Below are 24717 nucleotides of genomic sequence, written 5' to 3' on the forward strand. Positions count from 1 at the left end.
GTTGATGGCATGAAGGGCTCGCACCTAATGGTGCGAGCCCTTCATCTTCTGAAAACCTGTGTGGCCTAAGTACCGCAGAAGGTTTGATACGTTGCGCTGAATTCTCGGGGCGCTGGCTTCAGGAATTCCGGTGGATGCTTCTTGCCGAATGGATGCGTTACGGCGTGGAGTAGCTGGTGGAAGGGCTCCAGATCGCCATCGGTCGCCGAGCTTAGCGCGTTTTCCACCAGATGGTTGCGCGGAATAATCATCGGATGTAATCGTGCGAGTGCATGGGGGCTAGGCGCGTGGTTGAGCCAGCGAGCAATCCATTCCCGAGCTGGTGCCGTATCACCAAGGTGGCGAGCGAGCACGTTAACCGGCGATCTTGCGGTGTCGACTCCGGGAGCCGCGATTGTGTGCCTATCCCTGACTGCCGCGTCTACTAGAGCCCGGTGTGCCGAGGTTAAGTCTGGGTTCGCTTTGCCGATTAATTCGTAGAATTCGTCGGCAAGCTTGGCGTTATCTTCGCTGTATTCCACGCCGATTGCACGGCACCGCTCGGAATTGTGTGCCTTACGCCAACGTTCTTGAAATGTATTCATGGTTTCTTGTGCGAAGCCCACTGCCTCGTCTGGATCAGCGGCAAAGGTTGGCAACATCGCTTCGGCTAATCGTGCAAAGTTCCATCCGATGATGTGTGGTTGATTGTGGTAGCGGTATCGGCCACTGTGATCAATGGAAGAAAACACTGCATGCTCGTTAAATTCATCCATGAATGCGCAGGGGCCGTAATCGATAGTCTCGCCGGATAACGTGGTGTTATCGGTATTCAGCACGCCGTGGATGAAACCTAAGCGCATCCATTGTGCGACGGTGGCTAATTGTGCATCGAGGGCGTGGTGAAAAACTTCGCGGGCATCAGCGGCGTCCGGGTAGTGACGATTACGGGTGTATTCTGCGAGTTTGCACACAAGCTCTTCGCCGCCGGTTAGTTGCGCATATTGAAAGCTGCCTATGCGGATATGTGAGCTTGCAACGCACACCAACAGTGCGCCCGGGACTACGCGTTCGCGAGCAATTGCTCTGCCGGTAGAAATTACCGCCAACGAACGAGTCGTCGGTACACCTAGTGCGTGCATAGCTTCCGAGACCAAGTATTCGCGCAGCATTGGCCCGAATGCGCCCCATCCGTCACCGCCGCGAGAGAATACCGTTGGTCCGGAGCCCTTAAGATGAATATCACGTAGTTTGCCCGCGCCATCTCTCACTTCTCCCAGCAGGAGGGCGCGCCCATCACCTAATCTGGGTGAGAACTGGCCAAACTGATGACCTGCATAGCCCATTGCTACCGGCTGTGCGCCTTCTGGCAGATGAGTCCCACATAAAAAGCCGATTCCTTCCGGGCTGCGCAACCAGCTTGGATCTAGCCCCAGCTCGTGGGCGAGCGGCTCATTGAGGCACACAATCTGAGGCGCTGGGGCCTTTGCAGCCCGCCAGTCGAGGCACAGATTTGGGAAATGATCAGCGAAGTCGTGGTGCAGATGCTGCACTGTTTATTTAATTCCTAATTGGGTTGCAATACGACCAGCAACAGCCAAGTCTAACCAAGGCATACCGGTGGTCTTAAAGACAATCGGGGATTCGCGGTGCAATGACTTGTCACCGGTGATGATGTCGCGCAGGGTGACTGCGTGGGAGAGGTCCGCACCTTCTTGTAATGCACGAGCGGCATCACCGCCGTACTGCAGAGTGACATCGCCACCTTCCAAGATGATCTGGGCTTTTTCCATGAAATTGGTGGTCAACTCGCGGTCGTTGGGGTTTCCGGCACCTAAAGCAACGACCAGTGCATCGCTGCGGACTTCGTCGATATCCAGGTAGGCCTCGTGTGCAGAGGTGGAGCACACCACGACCTCGGCTTGCTTGGTAGCTTTTTTCGCTTCTTCGGAACCAATCTCTACCCAGTTGTCCAGGTCGCCCGGATTGTTACGGGAAATGAAGGTATAGCTCGGGTTGCGCTGCCCAAAATTATCGTCGATGGCTTCCTTATGTGCTCGTGCCTGCACGCCGGAGCCGAAGATGGCGACCTTGAGGTCTTCATCCCGGGCCTCAATAAAATCTTTGAAAGCGGCCATCGTTACGGCCGGGGTTCGTAGGTTGGTCAGTTCCGCACCATCAATAGAGAACAACGGACCGTAGGTGGTGTTGGAAAACAGTACGTAGGTGCCTTGTACAGTGTCGCGGCCGCGGGATGGGTTGATGTGGGCGACCGTGATCAGCTTGGCCCCGAAATAATCCGGGTTGATCGCTGGCAGGAGGAGGAATTTCGCGTTATCTTCCTTGTCGACGACTGCGCGGGTTTTATCGAAATCATCGGCAGGGTCGAATCCATCCAGAATCGTTTGCCTTAGGGCATCGGCTGCGCTTTTTGGACTCATCAATTCGCGCAGTTTTTCTGCGCCGATGTGGAAGAAATCTTGGGTCATGAACGAATCTCCTTGCTATATGGACACGGTGCTATATGGACACGGTTTGCCCCGAGCTGCTTGGCTTCGCTGCCACCAAAGTGGAGGCCCTCAAAGTGTAGCAGGGGTCACGTTCATTCAGTCTAGTGGGAAAAACGGTCGGCGGGTTGTAATTCGTTCAACAAGTTTCTTTTCCACAATTTATTGTGCAGCGCCTTAGTGCGTAGAGGAAACTACCAGCGTGAGCTCGTGGCAATTCTGCTTGTCGACGGGGCCTTCAAAGTGCATACCGGCGACCCGCGCGATATCTGCTATTTCGTCTGCTGAGTCCGGTCGTGCACCCGCAGCTGCCGCCAGAGCTAAAACTCTAGCTAGCTCACCCTTGTAATGTTTGTTAAAGTGCGAAACTACTTTCCGCGAACCATCTTCACGCAGGGTTTCTACTCTTACCGTAACCGCGGGGACACGGCCGAGTTGTTGGTAGGTGCCAGAGCGCAAGTCCACTATGAGCTCTTCTCGTTGTTTTAACGCCGTGGAAATAGCCGAGCCCCAACGCTTTTTCATCGTGGGGGTGTCATCGCCGCTACGTCGCGGTAGCTTGCTGCTGCCGGAAAGGCGGTAGTAAGGAATCGGATCACTAGAGGACACAACACCAAAAAGTGCAGAGCCGATTGCAAGCGAATCTAGGGCAGCATCTGGAAGATTTCCCGGATCCAAGGCGTCGTAAAGCACACCGGTGTAACGCAAAATTGCTGGCATAGTTGGGGCTTGGTCAAGCTGCTGGTTGGCTTCTAGTTCCGGCCGCATTTTTTCTGAAACTCCAAGGACCGCAAACGCTTCTTCTATGGGTAATGCGCCGAGGTCTTGTGCGATATCTCGTCGGACCTCGTGCAAGCTCGGGAACGATAAGTTGGGCAAAGTGTCCCAGTTCAGTGGGGCGCCATCGCCGCCAAACGCTTTGGTTTCAGAAGGAGGAAGAACTATCAGCATGCCCCCATACTAGGCAGTAGTAACAGAATGTAAGCTAAGGGCCATGATCACACGTATGTCCACACTGTTTTTACGCACTTTGCGTGAAGACCCTGCAGATGCCGAGTTTGTTTCCCACAAGCTGCTTGTGCGTGCCGGCTATATTCGACGAGTCGCTCCAGGAATCTACACCTGGCTACCGTTGGGATTAAAAGCACTACGCAGGTTGGAAAGTATCGTGCGGGAAGAAATGGACGCGATCGGTGGCCAAGAATTGCTGTTTCCTGCATTGCTACCGCGTGAGCCTTATGATGCTACCAACCGTTGGCGGGAATATGGCGACAACTTATTCCGCCTACAGGACCGTAAGAATGCCGACTTGCTTCTGGGCCCTACCCACGAAGAAATGTTTGCCACCGCAGTTAAAGACATGTTCGGCTCCTACAAGGATTTTCCGGTAACTCTGTACCAAATCCAAACCAAATATCGGGATGAGGAACGCCCGCGTGCGGGAATTTTGCGGGGCCGGGAATTTCTCATGAAGGATTCTTATTCCTTTGACCTCACCGATGAGGGGCTCGACGCTGCTTATCAGCGCCATCGCGACGCGTATCAGCGTATTTTCGATCGGGTGGGCATCGACTATGCCATTTGCCAAGCTACTTCCGGAGCCATGGGGGGTTCGGCTTCAGAAGAGTTCTTGGCAATTTCCCCGAGCGGTGAGGATACGTTTGTCAGTGCGGGCGATTACACGGCAAACGTAGAGGCCGTAACCACCCAACCTGGCGCAGAATCTGATCCTCTGGCCCGTCCAGCTGCGGAAGAACATGAGACTCCGGATGCTGAGACCATCGATGCTTTGGTGGAGTGGGCAAATAAGCAAGGAATCCGCATTGCCGAGCACGAGGTCACTGCTGCTGATACGTTGAAGACGGTGTTGGTGAAAATTCAGCAGCCAGCGCCCGTGGCTACTGACGCTTCTCATGTTTCTGATGCTGGTGACACTGATGGCACGCCGGGAGAACCAGAGTCCGAGTTGGTTGGCCTGTTAATTCCGGGTGATCGTGGGGTGGATATGAAGCGCTTGGAGGCCACTCTGGAACCAGCAACGGCAGAGCTGGCAGATGCCAAAGACTTTGCTGCACACGGCTTGGTCCGCGGCTACCTTGGCCCACGCGGGTTAGCAAGCGCGGGAATCCGCATATTGGCGGATCCGCGCGTGGTGCGTGGTACCAGCTGGATTGCCGGGGCTGATAAGAAAGACCACCATGTGGTGGGCTTGGTGGCTGGACGTGATTTTGAAGTCTCGGAAACTATCGAAGCCGCGGAAGTTAAGGATGGAGACATTGCACCGAATGGCGAAGTACTTAGTATTCAGCGAGGCACTGAGCTAGGACATATTTTCCAGCTTGGTCGCAAATACACCGAAGCGTTTAAAGCCACTATCCTCGATGAAAATGGCAAGCAAGTGGTGCCTACCATGGGCTCATACGGAATTGGTGTTTCCCGCATGTTGGCAGTGCTGGCGGAGCAAAACCACGATGATAAAGGCTTGATCTGGCCTGCCGCTGCAGCGCCGTACCAGGTACATGTGACGGTGGCTGCAAAGGGCGAGGAGGCGCAGCAGGCCGGCGATCGGTTGGTCACCAGCCTGTCTGACCACGGGATGGACGTTCTTTACGATGATCGCCCGAAAGTCAGCCCTGGCGTGCGCTTTAAAGATGCCGAGTTATTAGGAATGCCGTTAATCGCCGTCGTCGGGCGCGCATATGCAGAAGGAAAAATCGAATTGCGTATTCGCGGCGGCGAAACCTTGCAAGTGACTGAGGAAGAAATCGTCGCCAAGATCATTGAGCTGCTTGGGCATGACCGTCAAGTTCAGCCAATGGTTTAAAAGCTTCACTGGGAGCGGCGTTTAACAACGCCGACTTTCCCAGCGACGCCAACCTTCCCAGCTATAGCAGCTAAACGTTGATAGTGCCGCGGATGATCGGGGCAACTTTTCCGCCGACCCAGATTTCGGAATCAATGTTGATATCAATCTCACCGTTGAATCCGATGCGTGAACCCTGCTTCGCGCGGTAGCGCTTCGGAACAGCGTTTTTTGCGTGCAGAAACTGTGCGATGGCTGCATTGGCAGATCCTGTTACAGGGTCTTCGTGCGAGCCGTGCACCGCGCGCACCTCGAGAATTGCGTCGCCTTCCGAGGCATCGCCGGCATCAGCAACAAATTCTTCATCTATTGCGCCAACGATCGGTTGCGCGTGTTGGTGGGTGACGGATTCTTCGAAACCAAAAATTGCCATGTTCACGTCACCGTGGGTGCGGGCCTTGATGCGGCGTACCGCGTCGGCGTTCTTCAGCTGGATCAACGCCCAGCCTGGTCCGTTGTCGCCCCAGGAGTGGTCGATAATGTCGTAATGGGAGATTCCCAGGGCGCGCACGATGGTTCCAATAGTGTTGTCATCAAGTGGCCCGGTGCGCCGCAATTCGGGGGCAGCGAAGTACCACTTGCCAGCCTCTTCGCGCACGCAAACGGTGCCGGCTTGGCATTGCTGCGAGATTTCGGTTTTGTCGCTGCCGCCAAACTCTCGCCAAGCAAATGCTGCGCCGAGCGTTGGATGTCCAGCGAATGGTAGCTCCCGGTCAGGCGTGAAAATGCGTACCTGGTAATCTGCGTGTGCGTCATCGTCGGCGGCGCATAAAAAAGCGGTCTCAGAAAGCCCTGTCCACCTGGCTATGTCTTGCATTTGTTCGGCGCTAAGCTCATCGGCGTTGTTGACTACAGCCAAGGGGTTTCCGGTGAAAGCGCTAGTGTTAAATACATCTAATTGCAGAAAATCATGGGTACTCATGCCGCCAGTCTAACCATGATTGCTTTTAGTTTCGGCGGCAAAAAGTACGGCGAGTTTCTGCCATGAAGCATCAGTGGCCTCGACAGCCTGCTGTTTCCAGCGTTGAGAGGTCTCTTCCAGTGCATGAGTGACGAACTGCTGAGTGTTTGTATCGTTGAGCCCCTCAGGAAAATTTCCGGGGTTGTAGGCCAGAGCACGTTCAGGTCTGGCAATGCCATGCTGGCGCAAAAGTGCTAAGCGAGCATCTGATTGCGATGCAGCCTCGTCGATGCGTTGTGCATCTTCACCTGAGCTAAAGGCGCGCGCCATTTCCAAGCCATAACCGAGACGATATTCCCAATCCACTAGCGCATCCCAGTTGGCAGGAGTAGAGGGCGGTTCTAGTGGCAGCTTTTCTGCGGTCAACTCCACCGTAGCTTCGTGGTCGCCTATGGTTTCGGCGAGCGCGACAGCTTGTTCAATCAGCAGAGGATATGACTGCTGCGGGGCGTCGGCAAGTGCTGCTAAAAACTGGTCCAAAGCCTGTTCAGGGGTGGTTGCTACGGCATGCTCTCCGTCGTAGTTGCTGCGTTGCGCACGATCTATTTCGCAGGTGGTTGGGGAGGTACCATCGGGATAATCGCCACAGATACGTGCAATTTCTTCGAATATCGCCCCAGCCTGACCGGCGCGTAATTCCGATAGTCCCGGGTGGGATTCGGCAAAGTTCGCAGCTTCATCTTCGGCGCTGAATGCCATTTTGACCAGTGCAGAGTCAGGTTCGGGGCCAAAATTCTCTGCGATGGAATCGAGCGAGAAGTTACAACCGCTCAGGGCTAGGCCCACAGCGATAATCGAAGCTGCGATGCCGGTGCTACGGAGATGGTTGTTGGGGTTCACAGCAAATAGGTTACCGCTGACGGTTAGGCTAGTGGGCATGGCATTCCCGTCGACGCGACAATTAGAAGATGTTCTTAGCCCGATTGCTCATGCGCAGCAACTAGATATTGAGCACATTAAAATTACCCGCGCGGGTAAAAAATCACAGGTTGGGGTCTACCTTGATGGAGATCAGCGGCCTGGTTCAGATATGTTGGAGCAACTTTCACAGCAAATTGGGGAGGAGCTCGATGCCCGCGAAGAAGCCGGAGAAATGAGCTTTGGCCCTGGCTACACTCTGGAGGTTTCTACTCCTGGGTTGGATATGCCGCTGACTCATCCGCGGCATTGGCGACGCAACCGGCACCGTTTGGTAGCGATTCAGCTTAGTGGGCAGGGTACGGCCGAGGTCTGGCGTATTGGTGCGCTTGCCGACGACGAGACTGCGGTAATTCTGGTGCCCACAAAACAATCGGGTGTTGGGCCAGCTGGTTCTGGGGCTAAGAAAGGGGGCGGACAGGCAAGCGCTAAAACGCGCCGTACCCCGGTCGCCCTGGAATTAGCGCCAACGGTGCACGCGGTGGTAGAAATTGAGTTCTCGCAGCCGCCGCATGCAGAGTTGGAGCTGACGCGACAACCCTTTGGTGGGGTAGAAATATCGGAGCGGCTCGCGATAAACCCGAACGCAGATGATGAAACGATCAGCAGCAATAACCAAAGCACAGCCGAGATGGACAGCACAGACTAGGACGATCACAAGTGAATATTGATCTCAACGCATTACGCAGCATTGAAACTGAAAAAGGCATTCCGTTTGAGGAATTGCTGGAAACTATCGCCCGAGCATTGCTTGGCGCATACCGTGAATACCGCGGAATGGAAGAAGATCTATCCGGAGCCGGTAAAGCCAATCGTGCGCGGGCGGCGGCCGCAGGAGTAGACGGGCCGACCGACCGTGCACGCATCGACATTGACACGAATACAGGTATGGCCACGGTGATCGTGCAAGAGATTGACGCTGCAGGTGAAGTGGAATCAGAATATGATGACACTCCAATTAATTTCTCTCGTATCGGTGCTCCTGCCGTTCGTAACGCAATTGTCCGGAAATTGCGAGAAGCGGAAGCCGGGCGCACTTTTGAAACTTATTCCGAGACCGAAGGACGTGTGGTTTCTGGAGTAGTGCAGGCGGATGCACGCGCAAACGAGCGTGGCATTGTCGTCGTTGAGCTAGGAACTGAGATCGATGCCCAGGACGGAATCTTGCTTCCTGCGGAACAAGTACCCGGCGAAAAACTAAAGCACGGTGACCGCGTCAAGGCCTATGTCGTTGGCGTGAACCGGCAAAATACCAATGTGCAGGTGAACTTGTCACGTACCCACCCTGATTTGGTGCGCGGCCTGTTTGAACTTGAGGTTCCGGAAGTCGCCGATGGAAGTGTGGAAATCCTTTCTATTGCTCGCGAAGCTGGGCATCGGACAAAAATTGCGGTGCGTGGTAATGCCAAGGGTTTAAACCCGAAAGGTGCATGTATTGGTCCGCGTGGACAGCGTGTGAACAATGTCATGCGCGAGTTGGGTGGAGAAAAGATCGACATTATCGGTTATTCCGAAGATCCAGCCGTGTATGTAGGTAACGCGTTGGCGCCGTCGAAAGTTGTGAAATCCGAGGTGCTTGACGAACATGAGCAGCAAGCTCGTGTGGTAGTTCCGGATTATCAACTGTCGCTAGCCATCGGTAAAGAGGGGCAAAATGCGCGCCTGGCTGCGCGTTTGACCGGCTGGAAAATTGATATTCACTCCGATAAGGAACAATTGGAGCCACTGGAACAGGTTCGAGCCCGGGTGCAGCAGGCTGCTGCGGATGCCCAAGAGGCCGAGGAACTTGTCGGAGGATTGCCCGAAGAAGAGGTAGGCAGCACTCCAGCAGCTGTAGTCAGCAGTGACGGTGTGGAATACCGCGGAGCGGAATTTCCAAGCGCTTTGGCTGAGGGAACAGACAACTAACTACTTCGCCAAGTTCACCTTTTGCCTGCTTTCTATTAGACTGGGCTATTGCGTGCAGAGCGACTGCAAGCGAGTATGTGTGTCAACATAGCGAAGGGATGCGATGAACAAAGGTATGAACCCAGTTCGAACCTGCATCGCTACTCACAAACGCTTTGACGACGCTCTCCTGCTTCGTATGGTGATTGACCCCAATGATCACCACCGCATTCTCGCGGACCCTGGCCGCGGTCTACCTGGCCGCGGAGCATGGATCACGCCGGAGTTATCTGCACTCGAAAAGGCGCTGCAACGTCGCGCTTTCGCGCGTGCGTTCAAAACATCCAGGAAACTGGATGCTGGTCATGTACGGACGTACCTGGAAGCCCGCGCCGCTTCACCGACTAGAGAATGTAAGGAAGACCGACACTGATGAGCGCTCAACCATGAAGTTGCATCAGCGATGAAAGTCACTAGCACACACTAGGGGTCACAAGGGTTTCTTGGGCCTCTAGTAAACAACAGAGGAGTCAAGTGCCCGGAAAGTTACGAGTGCATGAGCTTGCTAAACAGCTCGGCATTACCAGTAAAGAACTACTAGCGACGCTGAAAGAAAAAGGCGAATTTGTCAAAACGGCGTCGTCGACAATTGAACCGCCTGTCGTGAAGAAGATGCGCGCTCACTACGAGCAGAATGCATCTAACGAAACTGGCGAGGCAGCACAAGCTGCTACGCAGAAGCCACAAAACCAGGCCAAGCCTGGTGCAGGCCAAAAAGCGCCTTCGGCTGCACCGAAACCTGGCGCTGCGAAACCGGGGCAACCGAAACCTGCACAAGGCACCGCAGGAGCACCAAAACCAGGCCAAGAACGTCCAGCAAAGTCTGGCGCACAGGCTGCTCGTGCACCGAAGCCAGGGCAGCAGCGGCCTACGAAGCTTGCGAAGAACCAGCAGGCGGCAGCACAACCTTCATCGAAACAAACTTCCGTGGGTGCAGATAAGCGTCCAGCACCACGGCCAGGTGCCAATGCGCCTAAGCCAGGCGCCGCTAAACCAGGGCAAGCTAAACCAGGTCAACCAAAACCGGGACAGGCTAAACCCGGTGCGCCGAGCCCAGGAAACTCGATGCCACGGCCAATGCCGAAGCCAGGTGGCCGGCCGAAGATGGCGAACAACCCATTCTCGTCGGGTGCTGGCGATGACCGTGCGAAACCAGGGCCACGTCCTGGAGGGTCGAAGGGCCCGAAGCCGGGACAAGGGCAGGGCAAACCCGCTCGTGATGGCGGTTCCAAGCCACGTGATAATCGTTCCGGCTCTTCGAATGAACGTAGCGGTGGTGGACGTCGTCCGACCCCAGCTATGATGCCGGCAACTCCAAGTCCGGCGGCGATGCCGAACAAGCAATCTGGTGGCGGGCGTGGACGCGGAAAAGCCGCGCCAGGTGGTGGCCCGGGTCGTGGTGGTCCACCAAGTGGATTCCGCGGTGGTCGTGGTGGTCGCCGTGGCGGCACCGCTGGTGCATTCGGTCGCCCAGGTGGTCCTCCACGTCGTGGTAAGAAGTCTAAGCGCCAGAAGAAGGCGGAGTACGAGGAGCTGCACGCACCAAACGTAGTTGGTGGTGTGCGCTTGCCAGACGGTAAGGGTAAGACCATCCGCCTACGCCGTGGCGCATCGGTATCGGACTTTGCGGAAAAGATTAATGCCGATCCAGCTGCTTTGGTCCAGGCTCTGTTCAACATGGGTGAAATGGTCACAGCTACGGCTACGGTTTCGGAAGAGACCCTGCAGTTGCTGGCTGCCGAGATCAACTATGAAGTGCAAGTTGTCTCGCCAGAAGACGAAGACCGTGAGCTGTTGGAGTCGTTTGACCTGCAGTTCGGCGAGGATGAAGGCGGCGAGGAAGATCTCGCGAAACGCCCTCCAGTCATTACCGTTATGGGTCACGTCGATCACGGTAAGACCAGATTGTTGGATACCATCCGTAAGACCAACGAAGGTGAGGGCGAAGCTGGCGGTATTACCCAGGGAATCGGCGCTTATCAGACCGAGGTCACTGCCGAAGGTAAACAGCGTACTCTGACCTTCCTGGATACTCCAGGTCACGAGGCATTTACTCAAATGCGTGCTCGTGGTGCGAAAGCTACTGACCTGGCGATCTTGGTGGTTGCTGCCGACGATGGCGTGATGCCACAGACTATTGAGGCGATTAACCACGCCAAGGCCGCTGACATTCCAGTGGTTGTGGCAGTGAATAAGATCGATAAGCCAGAAGCGCAACCTGATAAGATCCGTGGTCAGCTGACTGAATATGGTCTTATTCCGGAAGAATACGGTGGAGACACCATGTTCATCGATATCTCTGCCCGGCAGGGAACGAACATCGATGAACTTCTGGAAGCGGTAGTTCTGACTGCAGATGCAGCACTGGAGCTGACCGCGAATCCGGACATGAACGCACAGGGTCTGGCGATCGAGGCAAACCTGGACCGCGGACGTGGCCCTGTTGCCACTGTGATTGTCCAGCGCGGTACCTTGCATGTTGGCGATTCCATCGTTGTCGGCGATGCTCACGGCCGTGTGCGTCGTATGGTCGACGAGTTTGGAAATGACGTGGAAGAAGCTGGACCTTCGCGTCCGGTGCAGGTACAGGGGCTTAATGGCGTACCAGGCGCAGGTGACTCCTTGTTGGTTGTAGAAGACGACCGGGTTGCGCGCCAGATTGCTGCGCAGCGTGATGCCCGCCGTCGTTCTGCAATCCAGGCAAAGACGAAGAAGCGCGTTTCTCTGGAAGATTTGGACAAGGTGCTGAAGGAAACCAGCACGCTGAACCTGATCTTGAAGGGCGACAACGCAGGTTCTGTCGAGGCCCTGGAAGATGCGTTGCTGCAGATCGATATCGACGACGAAGTCGAGCTGAACATCATCGACCGTGGTGTTGGTGCTGTTACACAGACCAACGTGTCTTTGGCTGCTGCTTCGGATGCCGTTATCGTGGCATTCAATGTCCGCGCAGAAGGTAAAGCTACAGAAGCTGCCAACCAAGAAGGCGTCGATGTGCGGTACTACACCGTTATTTACCGCGCGATCGAAGAGATCGAGCAGGCCCTCAAAGGCATGCTCAAGCCGATTTACGAAGAACGCGATACCGGTGAAGCCGAAATCCGTGCGCTGTTCAAGTCTTCCGCGGTTGGCCTTATCGCCGGCTGTATGGTTAACGAAGGCTCGGTCAAGCGTAACGGTAAGGCGCGCATCTTGCGTGACGGTAACGTCATCGCGCCGAATGCCACGATCGAGTCTTTGCGTCACGAAAAGGACGATATGACTGAGATCAAGGCCGGTTATGAATGCGGTATGACTCTGTCGTATCCAGACATTGCGGTTGGCGATATCATCCAGGCTTACGAAGAGGTAGAAGTCCCACGCGACTAGTACCTGTTCAAGTAGCGATCGCGGGCAGTAACCTGACTGTCACGCTATTGCTCACTTATGATGCTGGCTAGCACACCCACCCGATTTGCCTCACCGGCAACGGGTGGGTGTTTTTCGTCTGCGCTAAAATATCAGCAGTTAAAACTTATTTATGTGAAAGGTGGCTAGATCATGGCAGATAATGCGCGTACCGGTCGAATTGCGAAGCGAATCCAAGAAATTGTGGCAAGTGCCTTGGAACATCAGATTAAGGACCCGCGGTTGGAGCTCATCACCGTTACGGATACCCGGGTAACTGGTGACCTGCATAACGCTACGGTGTATTACACCGTACGCGGACGCGATATCAGCGAAGAACCTGATCTCGAGCAGGCGGCACAGGCGTTGCACCGACACCGGGGACAACTGCGCAAAATCGTTGGTGATGTGCTTTCAGTACGGTTTACACCGACCCTTGAGTTCGAGTTCGACGAAGTCCCACAGGCTTCCGCACATATGGAAGGCTTGTTAGCGAAAGCAAAAGCTCGTGACGAAGAACTGGCTAGATTGCGTGAACAGGCCCGCCCGGCAGGTGAGTCGGATCCCTACAAAGAATCCGAATAATAGCGCAGAATAAAGGTGCCGAATAATGATATATTCGCAGGTTGCAAGCCTTATCAAGCAAGCTCGACAGGTAAATATCCTGGCTCACGTTAATCCTGACGCTGATGCCATTGGGTCGGCTTGTGCGCTTTCCCTGGGATTAAGACAACTCGGCATTTCTTCGCGGATGTTCGTTGGTCAAGAAAAAAGCATCCCGGAAAATCTTTTGTCGATTCCGCAGGCAAATAGGGTCGAGCTCTTCGGTGCTGCCGATACGTTACCCCCGGCAGACATACTCATCAGTGTGGACTGCGGGTCGCTTTCCCGGACAGGTACAGCTGCTTCCAGTTTCGAAGATTTCACTGGGCACACCATAAACATCGATCACCACGCAACAAACCCCGGATACGGAAGCATCAACTTGGTGGATGCAAGCCGTGAATCAACGACCGTGGTTCTTTATGAGTTGTTCGCGCACCTGGGAGTAGAACTTGATCAATCCATCGCGCATGGTTTGTATGCAGGGTTGATGACGGATACTGGAAGTTTCCGTTGGGGCAGTGCCTTAATGCATACCATGGCCGCGGAATTGATGAAGTTTGGTCTGGACACCAAACAAATAGCGGAAGATTTGGTGGATCTTACTGCTGCGGACGATTTGCAGATGACGGGTGAGGTTTTATCCAATCTGCAGATCAAAGCCGCTGGTTCGGTAAACATGGCAATTTTGCAAGTTCCACACCGCATCATTGCAAGCCACAGTCAATCTGCCGTGGAAAAACTAGTTGATTTTGTGCGTTCGCTCGATGGCACGAACCTGGGAGTCGTGTGCAAAGAAATGGCGCCAGGCTACTGGAATATCTCATTGCGCTCAGGAGAAATTGATTGTTCGCAGATTGCCATGCAGCTCGGTGGTGGAGGGCATGTTCCCGCCGCAGCTTTTTCTGCGCGGGGAACCAACCTTGCAGTACTAAATCAGCTTTTCCGGGTGATTGAACGTGAGTGTCCATGACCAAAATTTCTGGTAATAACAGTTCCGAACTTAACGACGCCGTGCATAAAAGAACTGACGTAGATCGTGAGGTTACTGCACGCAGTATCTTTGGTCTCGCACTCCCAGCGCTTGGTGTATTGGCCGCGATGCCGTTGTATTTGCTGCTTGATACGGCGGTTGTTGGTCGTTTAGGCAGCTTCGAATTAGCAGCACTTGGTGCTGGGGCGACTGTGCAATCGATGTTGACAACACAGCTGACTTTTCTGTCGTATGGCACTACCGCCCGTTCGTCGCGGTTATTCGGGCAGGGTAAGAAATCTGCCGCGATAGCTGAAGGAGTGCAAGCAACCTGGATAGCACTTGCTGTGGGAGCGGTGTTGGCCGTTGGATTGTGGATATTCGGTTCTACGATTGCGCAGTGGTTGACTGGCGATCCGGAGGTAGCTGCGGCCACGGCTAACTGGTTGCGAGTATCGGCGTGTGCGATTCCACTGACCCTAGTGATCATGGCCGGCAACGGCTGGATGCGGGGCATCCACAACACGCGGTGGCCGTTCTATTTCACCTTAATAGGCGTTATCCCGGGGGCACTTGCCCTGCCATTTTTGGTCTCCACTTTCGGGCTGGTGGGCTCAGCATGGGCGAATGTGCTTGGCATGGGGCTGACAGCCTCGTGCTTTGTGCTGTGCTTGATTCGTGCACATGAGGGCAGTTGGGCACCACGAGGTCAAGTGATTGCACGGCAATTGGTATTGGGTCGCGATCTGATTTTGCGTTCGCTGGCTTTTCAAGTGGCCTTTTTATCTGCGGCAGGTGTGGCTGCACGTTTCGGCACTAATGCTTTGGCAGCCCACCAGATCATGCTGCAGTTGTGGAATTTTTTGACATTGGTGCTGGATTCATTAGCAATTGCCGCTCAAGCGCTCATTGGTGCTGCTTTGGGTGGACGCACGGTTGCGTTGGCGCGGCGGACAGGCTTAAAGATTATCTGGTACTCCACAATTTTTGCGGTGGGGCTAGCTACAGTTTTCGCCGTGTTTTCTGGGTGGATACCTCGATTATTTACCGAGGATGCCGGAGTGCTAGAGACAATCATGACTCCGTGGTGGCTGCTGATCATCATGATCGTGCTGGGAGGTGTGCTATTTGCCATTGATGGCGTACTGCTTGGTGCAGGTGATGTCGCGTTTTTACGCACGATTACGATTGGGGCAGTCTTATTGGGGTTCTTGCCTGGCGTGTGGATCGCATACCTTGCCGACGGCGGACTGGCTGGCATTTGGTGCGGTTTGTTGGCATTTATCGTGTTTCGCACAGCTGCGGTGGTTTACCGTTTCTACTCGATGAAATGGGCCATGACGGAATGAACCATCCCCGGCCTACTTTGTGGGCAGTAGCTGATTTGCATGCCGCGGTGCGTGCGAACCGACTGCGGCTCGATGAGATTAGCCCGCGACATCCGGATGATTGGTTGCTGGTCGCAGGCGACGTCGCAGAACGCCTAGATTTGATTTCTACGGTGTTGAGCGAGCTGCGCAGTCGGTTTGCGCAAGTGATTTGGGTCCCCGGCAATCATGAGCTGTTTTCTCGGTCGACGGACGCGCATAGGGGAAGAGCCAAATATGATGCTTTGGTGCAGATATGTCGCAGTATTGATGTTTTGACTCCGGAAGATACTTTCCCTGTGTTCGGTGATACCACCGTTGTGCCACTATTTACGCTGTATGATTACAGTTTTCGTCCAGCAGGTACTGGGGTAGAAGAGGCTTTGGAGCTTGCTGCACAGAAAAACGTAGTGATGACTGATGAAATCGCGATTGCACCATTCGCCGATATCCGGGCATGGTGCTGGGATCGGTTGGCCTATTCTATTACGCGTCTATCACGTGTTAACGGGCCGACAGTCTTAGTCAATCATTGGCCTTTGGTACAGGAACCGACGTTGCGTATGGTGTTGCCGGAACTTGCGTTGTGGTGCGGCAGTCGGCATACTCGCACTTGGCCGCAGCGCTATAACGCGAAGGCCGTGGTCTACGGTCATTTGCATATGCCAGCAATCTTTGAACTAGATGGCGTGGAACACCATGAGGTCTCGTTGGGATATCCCCGGGAATGGGGCCGAAGCGATCAGAATAGAATTTGGCCCTGCCCAGTGCTAGAACTGGTTGCTGATCCGAACGGTGGACAGATTGCGCAGCGGGTAGGATTCAAGCAGTGCCGTGAAAGTCACCCGGAGCTACGTATGCCGCGACGTCGTGGCAAGGGGAGCGATGGGGTATGACCAGAAATTATGAGTTTTTGTTGCCGGATTCCGCCCGAATCGTTACGGTTCGTAGCGATGCAGCGGGGGACTTGAGTAATTTTCACAGGTTGCACCCGTTGGAACAATCGCTAGTCTCACATTCAGTGGAAAAACGCAAAGCCGAGTTTGGTGATGCTCGATGGTGCGCTCATCAAGCGCTCCGGCAGTTGGGGTATTCCAGAAACGAGCCTATTTTGCGGGGAAATCGAGGCATGCCGCTATGGCCGGAGGGGTTTTGCGGGTCCATGTCGCATACCTCTGGTATGCGGGCGGCGGCTGTGGCGCCGACTCATCGGTTACACAGCTTAGGAATCGATATTGAACCAGCGGAAAAATTACCAGTGGATATTGTGGATTTGATTCTACGGGGTAGTGAAAAGCCACAAATTTCGCGTTTTCGAGCAACCGGAATATCGTGTGCGGATCGCATCATCTTTTGTGCGAAAGAAACCGTGTATAAGACGTGGTTTCCGATGACTCAGCGATGGTTAGGTTTCGAACAAGCCGAAATTGATCTTCGCGAAGACGGCACCTTCGTGGCCTATTTACTGGTACGCCCGACCCCGGTGCCGTTGATAACTGGGAAGTGGATGATTGACGATGGCTTCGTATTTACTGCAGCAGCCGTGACCGAATCATCTCTGAGAACATGAGACCGCTAAAAGCTGAGACGACGGGACTGCTGAGTCATCAACTTATAAAGTACTGGGACGTGCCACGAAGACGGTTTTAATTTCGGCTCGTGCTCCTGTGGTTTCGGTGACTAGTGCTATCGCTCGCCCATTTGGGGCAATGGCCACAACTACACCGTCCAGACCGCAAGCGGGCAAACGTTTACCCATGGATAGATCGATTGCTTGTTGTTCAGTGACCTGCCAGTGGGGGTAACTCCGTTGCAGAGCGTCGTCGAGGCTTAAGCTGAGCTGTGGATTGTCGGCCAGCTCGTCGAGGGTTGCCGCATCGCTGAGCCCATAAGGGCCAACGTGCGTTCGGCGTAGCTTCGTCAGATGGCCACCGACGCCCAGGTCTGAACCGATATCTCTGGCCAGGCTTCGGATATAAGTTCCGGAAGAACATGTCACGGTGCATGCAATATCAATAAAAGCAGTACCGATCTCGTCGTCACTGCCGCGTCGTATGGAATGCACAGTAAATTGGTTGATCGTTACAGTGCGCGCGGGAATTTCTACGTCTTCGCCTTCGCGCACCCGCTGGTGGGCTCGTTTACCAGCAATTTTCACGGCGGAGACTTTCGCAGGGACTTGTTCGACTGTGCCGGTCCAGGAAGCAACTGCAGCTGCAATATCGTCGTCAGATAGGCCGGATAAACGAACACTGACCTGTTCTTGGTTCAGCCCGTCTTCGATTGTCGTTGCGGGAAGAAAATCGCCCTCGGCATCGTCAGTAGTGGTAGCAGCACCTAGCCGGATGGTTGCTTGGTAGGTTTTATCCGCGGCCACCATATGGGCTAGAAACTTGGTGCCACGCCTAATCCCGGCGACCAGTACTCCAGTTGCCATGGGGTCTAAAGTTCCCGCGTGTCCGACTTTTTTGGTGCGGAAGATGCGGCGTAACTTGCCGACGACGTCGTGTGAGGTCATGCCCGCTGGCTTGTCGACGACCACTAACCCGGAACCGTCTAGTGGGTCTGGCTGCGAAAAATCCGTAGCTGAATTCATAGCAGTCAGTGTATGCCTTAAGCTGGCAGGGTGAATATTTGGCAGGGTATGGACGAGATCCCCGAACGCGTGGAATCCTCTGTGATCACCATCGGAGTTTTTGATGGGGTGCACCGCGGACATCAAGAGCTTATTTCTGCTGCGGTGCGCAAAGCACGAGCTACTGGGCAGCAATCGGTTCTGATTACCTTCGACCCGCACCCGGTTAGCGTATTTTTACCGGAACGCGCTCCGTTAGCACTGAGTAGTTTTGATCAGCGTATGTCCGTCGTGGAGAAGATGGGCATCGATAATGTGATGGTGATTGATTTCACCGTCGAGATGGCGGGTTGGTCGCCGCAGGAATACGTCGACCGGTTGCTCGTCAACAAACTGCACGCCAGCCACGTGATAATCGGAGAGAATTTCACTTTTGGTAAAGACGCCGTTGGCACGCCGGAAATCATGCGGCAGCTGTGTGCCGCGCGTGGGATTGGTGTAGACGTGGTGCAATTGTTGCATGATAAGACACTTGCCGACGGTGAGATTTTGGTTTGTTCGACAGCCGTTCGCAAATATCTTATGGCCGGAAATGTGGCTGCTGCACGTCGGGCATTGGGGCGGCCGTTTAGCGTCTATGGCCCGATTGTGCGCGGAGCCGGGCGGGGTGGTAAAGAACTTGGATTTCCTACCGCGAACCAGTATTTTCCGGAAAACCTAGCCCTTCCTGCTGATGGAGTGTATGCAGGTTGGCTTGTGGTTGAGGGGTCGAATTCCCCGGTGAATGGGAATATGGTTCCGGGGGTGGCTTATGCTGCTGCTATTTCCGTGGGCACAAACCCGACTTTTGGCGATGACGAGCGCAGCGTGGAGTCTTTTGTATTGGACCGAGAAGCGGATTTGTACGGTTATGGTGCCACGGTTTATTTCGTTGATCGAATTCGATCGATGGAGAAATATGACAGTCTAGATGCACTCCTGGAAGCTATTTCCCGTGATGTTTGCAGCGTTCGTGAGGTCTTAGCACAGGACCTGGAGATGCGCGATAGTTCAGTTATTGATCATGATTCAGTGGCGGGGGAGTTTTTCTTGCAGCGTGCTTTACAAGGAGGTTCGCGGGATTAGTGTCGATAGCCAGTCTTGATTATGAGTTTGGCCAAACACAACCTCGCCATTTGCTCGTTAGTAGCCCTGGCGGCTAGTATGAGTGACTGGTTTGCGACTATGGTCCGCAGTGGTTGCAAATAAATTTTCGTGTGGACTGAAATAAGGAGATAAGCATGGCTCTTTCTACAGAAAAGAAGCAAGAGATCCTGAAGGAATACGGCGTTCACGAGACTGACTCTGGTTCCCCAGAAGCCCAGGTCGCGCTGCTGACCTACCGTATCACCAACCTGACCGAGCACCTGAAAGATCACAAGCACGATCACCACTCTCGCCGTGGTCTGTTGCTGTTGGTTGGTCGTCGTCGTGGTTTGCTGAAATACCTGCAGAGCAAAGACATTAACCGGTACCGTGACCTGATTTCTCGCTTGGGACTGCGTCGATAATTCGTCGTCGTTAAACAGCCTAGGCTGCACGCTTATCGCCACCCGTCCGGCTTCCCGGGCAGGGTGGTTTTTGCGTATCACGGGTCTGTCTCATGCTAAACTGATTCTGGCTTATAAAATCTGCCAGGAATATTTCCGAAATAGGTATAGGTCTTTTATAAGAGATGAAGATCTTTTGGCGGCTACGATGATCGTCACCAGGAACGAGCTCGTTTAAGAGCAAGGAGTTTGTATGAGCAGCAACCAGGCTGTGCAAAAATTTATTGATGAAGAAGTCGGAATCAACGGTGTAGAAACCACCATCGACAACGGGGACTTCGGAACCCGTACCATCCGATTTGAAACTGGGCAGCTTGCCCGCCAAGCAGATGGCTCGGTGACCACCTACTTGGATGACGAGACAATGATCTTGTCGACGACGACCGCCTCTTCCAAGCCGAAAGAGGGGCTAAATTTCTTCCCACTGACTGTCGATGTGGAAGAACGTATGTATGCTGCGGGCCGTATTCCGGGCAGTTTCTTCCGTCGTGAAGGTCGACCATCTACCGAGGCGATTTTGGCTTGTCGCTTGATTGACCGTCCGCTGCGTCCGACTTTCGTCAAAGGTTTGCGCAACGAGGTACAAAATGTCAACACAGTACTGTCGATAGCGCCGGGGGAATATTACGACGTGCTGGCCATCAATGGAGCTTCGGCAGCTACCCAGATTTCCGGATTACCGGTTTCTGGTGCGGTCGGAGCGGTTCGTATGGCTCTGCTGGCCGACGATGAACACCCAGAAGGCGCGTGGGTTGCCTTCCCGAACCATCAACAGCACCAGGAAGCGCTGTTTGAGATGGTTGTGGCAGGCCGAATCGTGGAGAAGAAAGAAGGCGGCCAGAAGAAGGGGCGTCGAAATTCTAAAGGCAATAAAGTTGCCAACAATGATGTGGCCATCATGATGGTGGAAGCTGGCGCGGGTGTGCAGGTAGCCGACCGTGTGGCTGCGGGAGCGCCGGCTCCAACCGAATCCACTGTCGCGCAGGGCCTGGAAGCAGCGAAGCCTTTTATCTCTCTACTGTGCCAGGCACAAACAGAATTGGCTAAGCAGGTTGCGAAAGAAACCGCGGAGTTCCCCTTGTTTAAGGAATATTCCGACGAAGTCTTTGAAGAAGTCGCAAAGAAGGCTCGCAAGAAGCTGCACAAGCTGCTATCGATTGGTGAGAAACAAGCCCGCGACGAAGCTATCAATGACTACATTGCTGAGTGGGACGAAGACCTCGCCGACGATATCGAAGAAAAATATGACATCGACGATGACGATGCGTTGTCGGAAATCCGTGCTGCATACAGTGCCTTGCAAAAAGAGATTGTCCGCGAAAAGATCTTGCGTGATGGCTACCGTGTAGATGGACGTCGCACCACTGACATCCGTGATTTGGAAGTGGAAGTCGAGTTAATTCCTCGAGCACACGGTTCTGCGTTGTTTGAGCGTGGCGAAACTCAGATCCTGGGGGTTACCACGTTGAACATGCTGGAGATGGTTCAGCGGGTAGATTCTTTGACCCCCGGTGAATCTAAGCGATACATGCACCATTACAACTTCCCACCATTCTCAACTGGTGAGACCGGCCGTGTCGGCTCCCCGAAACGCCGAGAAATTGGTCACGGAGCGCTTGCAGAGCGAGCGGTTGTGCCGGTAATTCCTTCACGCGAGGATTTTCCGTATGCCATTCGCCAGGTTTCTGAGGCGTTGGGATCAAATGGTTCGACTTCCATGGGATCTGTGTGCGCTTCTACCTTGTCGCTGTACAACGCTGGTGTCCCTTTGAAAGCACCTGTGGCTGGTATTGCTATGGGCCTGGTGTCCGGTGAAGTCGATGGTGAGGATCGCTTTGTCACCTTGACTGACATTTTGGGAGTGGAAGATGCATTCGGTGACATGGACTTTAAGGTTGCTGGTACGCCGGATTACATCACGGCTCTGCAATTGGATACCAAACTCGATGGCATTCCTTCTGACGTATTGGCCGAGGCTTTGGAACAGGCGCGCGAGGCACGCCTGACAATCCTAGAAACGATGACAGTTGTTATCGATTCACCGGATGCCTTGGCTGATACCGCACCTCGGGTGATCACCGTAAACATCCCACCTTCGAAGATTGGTGAATTGATCGGCCCTAAGGGCAAGACGATCAATGCCATCCACGACGAGACTGGTGCTGAAATCTCTATCGAAGACGATGGCACCGTCTATGTGTCGGCGGCTACCGGCGAGGAAGCAGACGCCGCGGTGGAAAAGATCAACGCCATTGCGAACCCACAGCTTCCTAAGGTTGGGGAGCGTTTTTTGGGAACCGTCGTGAAGACTGTAGCTTTCGGCGCGTTTATTTCGCTAATGCCAGGCCGTGATGGTCTGATGCATATCTCCAAGATCGGCGGTAGTCGTCGCATCGAAAAGGTTGAAGACGAAATTAACGTCGGAGACAAGGTGCAGGTCGAGATCGCTGATATCGATGATCGAGGCAAGATCTCACTGGTGCCGGTGGAGGAAGATTAAATTCCACACGGTCGTGGCCGGTGCAGTATAAACCGGTCACAATAAAGGCAGCGTTCCGAGCGGTAATTTACACCGTCGGAGGCTGCCTTTGTTATTACCCCGAGCTTGCCCGCGCGGGGACTAAAAACTGTTATTGGATATCTATTTCTGGATATCTACGACCACACGCGTTGGATTTTCCAGGCGGGTAACGGAATAGGGTCGTGGCTTATCTAAGCCAATGATGAACTTAGACTGAGCTTCGAAGGCTCCGGCTAATTTGACTTCGGCAACCGACCCGGCGCCCGGGAAGCTTGCATTGAGATCGATCCATTGCGCTTGCTTTTGTGGATCAATTGGGGCAGGGGTGCCTTCTATAGCGATATTTAAAGCTGTATTGCCTTGATACTCCACGGGAAAGCCGGAACCAGGTTGTGCCGGGGTGTCTGTGTAGTGTGTGAACCAACCTGGCTTGCCGACACCTGCGAACTCGAATACGACCCGGTCAAATCCTTGGTGGGTACCGATGCGCACATCCGTGGGGCTTAAATCACCAAGACCGTCAGGAAGGTCCTGCCGGTCTTCCATCGAAGGCGTGCCAAGCATCTGCGCACCTGTTGGCTGAGCTGATTCTTGACCACGCGCAGCGGTCGTGCGGGATGTATCTTGCGCGTCGTTTGTTTTGGTTGTCGTTTTGTTTTCGGTAGTTTCTGCTGGCTGTGGGGAGGTCGAGGTCACGGTGCTGGTTGGCCGCTGCGCGGAATTATCCGTATTGTCAGCGGTAGCGCATGCGCTTAACACCAATCCGGAAGTGATAATGGTGGCAGCCAAGCTGAGAAATGTCCGAGGAGTTTTCATGGTTCTAGTTTATCGTTTCTCTCGCAAATATTCGGCGAAAACTAAATACAGAGTCGATACAATTAGGTAACGAGATAGTCGGATCACTAAGCCATACTAAAAAATATGCGCTCTCATCATGGGGCGTTCTACCTAAGGAAGATTTATGACCATTAAAGTCGGAGTATTAGGAGCACGAGGCCGCGTCGGCAGTGCGATTGTGGAAGCTATTGACGGAAGCGATGACCTGGAACTAGTTGCTGCTGTCGATAGAGATGACAGTCTGGACATTTTAGTGGAAAAGCAGGCTGAAGTCGTCGTTGATTTTACCCAGCCAGCTGTGGTCATGGGGAACTTACAATTCTGCCTAGCACGCGGTATCCATTGTGTTGTCGGGACCACGGGTTTTGACGAGGAGCGTCTGGAAGAGGTGAAGCATTGGGCTCAGGCGGATGGGGCTGGCCACGTGTTAATTGCACCGAATTTTGCAATCTCCGCTATTTTGACGATGCACTTTGCCCGTCAGGCCGCTGAATTTTTTGAGACCGCTGAAGTTGTGGAATACCACCACCCAACAAAACTTGATGCACCCTCGGGTACCGCGATTCATACCGCGCAAGGCATTGCTCATGCGAGACGGCAAGCGAACATGCCGGAGATGCCGGATGCTACTGAGCAATCACTCGACGGCGCGCGTGGAGCAAACGTTGATGGGGTTCCAGTCCACGCAGTGCGCACCCGTGGGATGGTGGCACACGAAGAAGTGATCTTTGGTGCGCAAGGCCAATCGTTGACAATTCGACAAGATTCCTATGATCGGACATCCTTCGTTCCAGGCGTATTTACTGGTGTTCGTCAGATTAAAGATCACCCAGGTCTGACTGTGGGCCTGGAGAAATTCCTGGGCCTGAATTAGCACATGGCCACATCTAAGAACCTGAAAGTAGATCTTCTCGCTGCTACTCAATTTTTTCCCCCACAGGATCCAGAGATAAATTGGCAAGCAGACTCTTCTGCAACGGATGCTGAATCTCTAGTGGAATTCGCTGGTCGTGCATGTTATGAAACGTTCGCGAAGCCAAACCCACATACCGCTGCTAATGATGCTTATTTGCACCACATCATGGAAGTAGGGCACACCGCGCTACTGGAACACGCCACCGCGACACTGTATATTCGTGGGATTTCGCGCTCAGTGAGCCATGAACTTGTTCGGCATCGGCACTTTTCTTTTAGCCAGCTCTCGCAGCGGTTTGTGCATTCGGGAGACGCACAATTCGTTATGCCGGATGCGGTTGCGGGGGATGAGGAATTATCTCGTTTAGTGGGACAAGCAGTAGATGATTCTCGATTTGTCTACAACGAGTTGCTTGCTGCTCTGGAAGAAAGACTTTCCGGCGAACCAAATGCCTTGTTACGCAAAAAACAGGCTCGGCAAGCAGCGCGTGCTGTGTTACCAAATGCGACGGAATCGCGCATTGTGGTGACGGGAAATTACCGCACGTGGCGGCACTTTATTGGTGCACGCGCGAGTGAGCACGCGGACGTGGAAATGCGCCGTCTGGCGGTCGAGTGTCTGCGGTTGCTTCAGAAACAAGCGCCATCGTTGTTTTCAGATTTCTATATCAGTGCGTTATCGGATGGTACCTATATGGCGGCTAGCCCTTATGCCTAGCCAACGTTCAGACTGAATATTCCTAGGGTGCCTAAACACGGTCGAAAACCAAATCAT

At 53.9% G+C, this 24717-nt stretch carries 21 protein-coding genes and 1 pseudogene; 15 read left to right on the forward strand and 7 right to left on the reverse strand.

The features are described 5' to 3' along the window. Nucleotides 1-65: 65 nt before the first annotated feature. The 3 genes from O146_RS0105220 to yaaA all read right to left on the reverse strand — a co-directional run bounded on the left by O146_RS0105220 (nucleotide 66) and on the right by yaaA (nucleotide 3437). Nucleotides 66-1532 carry a protein adenylyltransferase SelO gene (locus O146_RS0105220; protein ID WP_051619274.1) on the reverse strand — a complete coding sequence of 489 codons (1467 nt, stop codon included), beginning with the start codon at nucleotides 1530-1532 and terminating at the stop codon, nucleotides 66-68. 3 nt (nucleotides 1533-1535) lie between these two features. After that, nucleotides 1536-2468 carry a hypothetical protein gene (locus O146_RS0105225; protein ID WP_027017868.1) on the reverse strand — a complete coding sequence of 311 codons (933 nt, stop codon included), beginning with the start codon at nucleotides 2466-2468 and terminating at the stop codon, nucleotides 1536-1538. Between the two features lie 195 nt (nucleotides 2469-2663). After that, a complete protein-coding gene (gene yaaA, locus O146_RS0105230) occupies nucleotides 2664-3437 on the reverse strand; it encodes a peroxide stress protein YaaA (protein WP_027017869.1) in 774 nt (257 codons plus the stop codon). 43 nt (nucleotides 3438-3480) lie between these two features. Between yaaA and O146_RS0105235 the strand changes: the two genes are divergently transcribed. Further along, nucleotides 3481-5310 carry a proline--tRNA ligase gene (locus O146_RS0105235; protein ID WP_027017870.1) on the forward strand — a complete coding sequence of 610 codons (1830 nt, stop codon included), beginning with the start codon at nucleotides 3481-3483 and terminating at the stop codon, nucleotides 5308-5310. Between the two features lie 70 nt (nucleotides 5311-5380). Here the strand turns inward: O146_RS0105235 and O146_RS0105240 are convergent, their stop codons facing one another. Together O146_RS0105240 and O146_RS0105245 are read right to left on the reverse strand one after the other, a co-directional pair. Then, the gene (locus tag O146_RS0105240; protein ID WP_027017871.1) at nucleotides 5381-6271 is read right to left on the reverse strand and encodes a PhzF family phenazine biosynthesis protein; all 891 of its coding nucleotides are present in this window, start codon (nucleotides 6269-6271) and stop codon (nucleotides 5381-5383) included. Nucleotides 6272-6280: 9 nt separating this feature from the next. Beyond that, nucleotides 6281-7150: a hypothetical protein gene (locus O146_RS0105245; RefSeq protein WP_155896239.1), complete on the reverse strand. Its 870-nt coding sequence runs from the start codon at nucleotides 7148-7150 to the stop codon at nucleotides 6281-6283. Between the two features lie 37 nt (nucleotides 7151-7187). Here O146_RS0105245 and rimP point away from each other — a divergent pair. From rimP to O146_RS0105290, 9 genes and pseudogenes are all read left to right on the forward strand, one after another. Further along, a pseudogene (gene rimP, locus O146_RS11195) lies at nucleotides 7188-7772 on the forward strand (ribosome maturation factor RimP); the annotation flags it as partial. A gap of 116 nt (nucleotides 7773-7888) precedes the next feature. Beyond that, on the forward strand, nucleotides 7889-9136 hold the full coding sequence (gene nusA, locus O146_RS11200; RefSeq protein ID WP_238632394.1) for a transcription termination factor NusA: 1248 nt from the start codon (nucleotides 7889-7891) through the stop codon (nucleotides 9134-9136). A 115-nt stretch (nucleotides 9137-9251) separates the two neighbouring features. Then, nucleotides 9252-9548, forward strand: coding sequence for a YlxR family protein (locus O146_RS0105260; RefSeq protein WP_051619292.1), 297 nt, complete (start codon nucleotides 9252-9254; stop codon nucleotides 9546-9548). A gap of 101 nt (nucleotides 9549-9649) precedes the next feature. Beyond that, a complete protein-coding gene (infB, locus tag O146_RS0105265) occupies nucleotides 9650-12544 on the forward strand; it encodes a translation initiation factor IF-2 (protein WP_023019332.1) in 2895 nt (964 codons plus the stop codon). A gap of 171 nt (nucleotides 12545-12715) precedes the next feature. Then, nucleotides 12716-13147: a 30S ribosome-binding factor RbfA gene (gene rbfA, locus O146_RS0105270; protein ID WP_021352657.1), complete on the forward strand. Its 432-nt coding sequence runs from the start codon at nucleotides 12716-12718 to the stop codon at nucleotides 13145-13147. Between the two features lie 25 nt (nucleotides 13148-13172). Further along, entirely contained in the window at nucleotides 13173-14138 is a 966-nt protein-coding gene (locus tag O146_RS0105275; RefSeq protein ID WP_035000602.1) for a DHH family phosphoesterase, read from the forward strand. Continuing rightward, nucleotides 14135-15487 carry an MATE family efflux transporter gene (locus O146_RS0105280; RefSeq protein ID WP_081820581.1) on the forward strand — a complete coding sequence of 451 codons (1353 nt, stop codon included), beginning with the start codon at nucleotides 14135-14137 and terminating at the stop codon, nucleotides 15485-15487. The genes O146_RS0105275 and O146_RS0105280 overlap by 4 nt, the downstream gene beginning before the upstream one ends. Beyond that, nucleotides 15469-16401 carry a metallophosphoesterase family protein gene (locus O146_RS11205; RefSeq protein ID WP_231892322.1) on the forward strand — a complete coding sequence of 311 codons (933 nt, stop codon included), beginning with the start codon at nucleotides 15469-15471 and terminating at the stop codon, nucleotides 16399-16401. The genes O146_RS0105280 and O146_RS11205 overlap by 19 nt, the downstream gene beginning before the upstream one ends. Beyond that, nucleotides 16398-17075, forward strand: coding sequence for a 4'-phosphopantetheinyl transferase family protein (locus tag O146_RS0105290; protein WP_027017876.1), 678 nt, complete (start codon nucleotides 16398-16400; stop codon nucleotides 17073-17075). Before O146_RS11205 ends, O146_RS0105290 begins: the two co-directional genes overlap by 4 nt. Before the next feature lie 42 nt (nucleotides 17076-17117). Here O146_RS0105290 and truB read toward each other — a convergent pair whose 3' ends face one another. Then, a complete protein-coding gene (truB, locus tag O146_RS0105295) occupies nucleotides 17118-18101 on the reverse strand; it encodes a tRNA pseudouridine(55) synthase TruB (protein WP_023019336.1) in 984 nt (327 codons plus the stop codon). A gap of 30 nt (nucleotides 18102-18131) precedes the next feature. Between truB and O146_RS0105300 the strand changes: the two genes are divergently transcribed. The 3 genes from O146_RS0105300 to O146_RS0105310 all read left to right on the forward strand — a co-directional run bounded on the left by O146_RS0105300 (nucleotide 18132) and on the right by O146_RS0105310 (nucleotide 22169). Beyond that, a complete protein-coding gene (locus O146_RS0105300; RefSeq protein ID WP_024272723.1) occupies nucleotides 18132-19205 on the forward strand; it encodes a bifunctional riboflavin kinase/FAD synthetase in 1074 nt (357 codons plus the stop codon). A 155-nt stretch (nucleotides 19206-19360) separates the two neighbouring features. Then, on the forward strand, nucleotides 19361-19630 hold the full coding sequence (gene rpsO / locus O146_RS0105305; RefSeq protein ID WP_021352650.1) for a 30S ribosomal protein S15: 270 nt from the start codon (nucleotides 19361-19363) through the stop codon (nucleotides 19628-19630). 232 nt (nucleotides 19631-19862) lie between these two features. After that, nucleotides 19863-22169, forward strand: coding sequence for a polyribonucleotide nucleotidyltransferase (locus O146_RS0105310; protein ID WP_023019337.1), 2307 nt, complete (start codon nucleotides 19863-19865; stop codon nucleotides 22167-22169). 141 nt (nucleotides 22170-22310) lie between these two features. Here O146_RS0105310 and O146_RS0105315 read toward each other — a convergent pair whose 3' ends face one another. Beyond that, nucleotides 22311-23006 (reverse strand): AMIN-like domain-containing (lipo)protein, encoded by a 696-nt coding sequence (locus O146_RS0105315; RefSeq protein ID WP_023019338.1) that lies wholly within the window; start codon nucleotides 23004-23006, stop codon nucleotides 22311-22313. 145 nt (nucleotides 23007-23151) lie between these two features. Here O146_RS0105315 and dapB point away from each other — a divergent pair, with 145 nt between their 5' ends. Beyond that, nucleotides 23152-23901 carry a 4-hydroxy-tetrahydrodipicolinate reductase gene (dapB, locus tag O146_RS0105320; RefSeq protein WP_021352647.1) on the forward strand — a complete coding sequence of 250 codons (750 nt, stop codon included), beginning with the start codon at nucleotides 23152-23154 and terminating at the stop codon, nucleotides 23899-23901. Between the two features lie 3 nt (nucleotides 23902-23904). Then, nucleotides 23905-24660: an FAD-dependent thymidylate synthase gene (thyX, locus tag O146_RS0105325; RefSeq protein WP_027017878.1), complete on the forward strand. Its 756-nt coding sequence runs from the start codon at nucleotides 23905-23907 to the stop codon at nucleotides 24658-24660. Nucleotides 24661-24717 lie beyond the last annotated feature (57 nt).

Origin of the sequence: Corynebacterium pseudodiphtheriticum DSM 44287 (assembly GCF_000688415.1) — a bacterium.
Taxonomy (GTDB): domain Bacteria; phylum Actinomycetota; class Actinomycetes; order Mycobacteriales; family Mycobacteriaceae; genus Corynebacterium; species Corynebacterium pseudodiphtheriticum.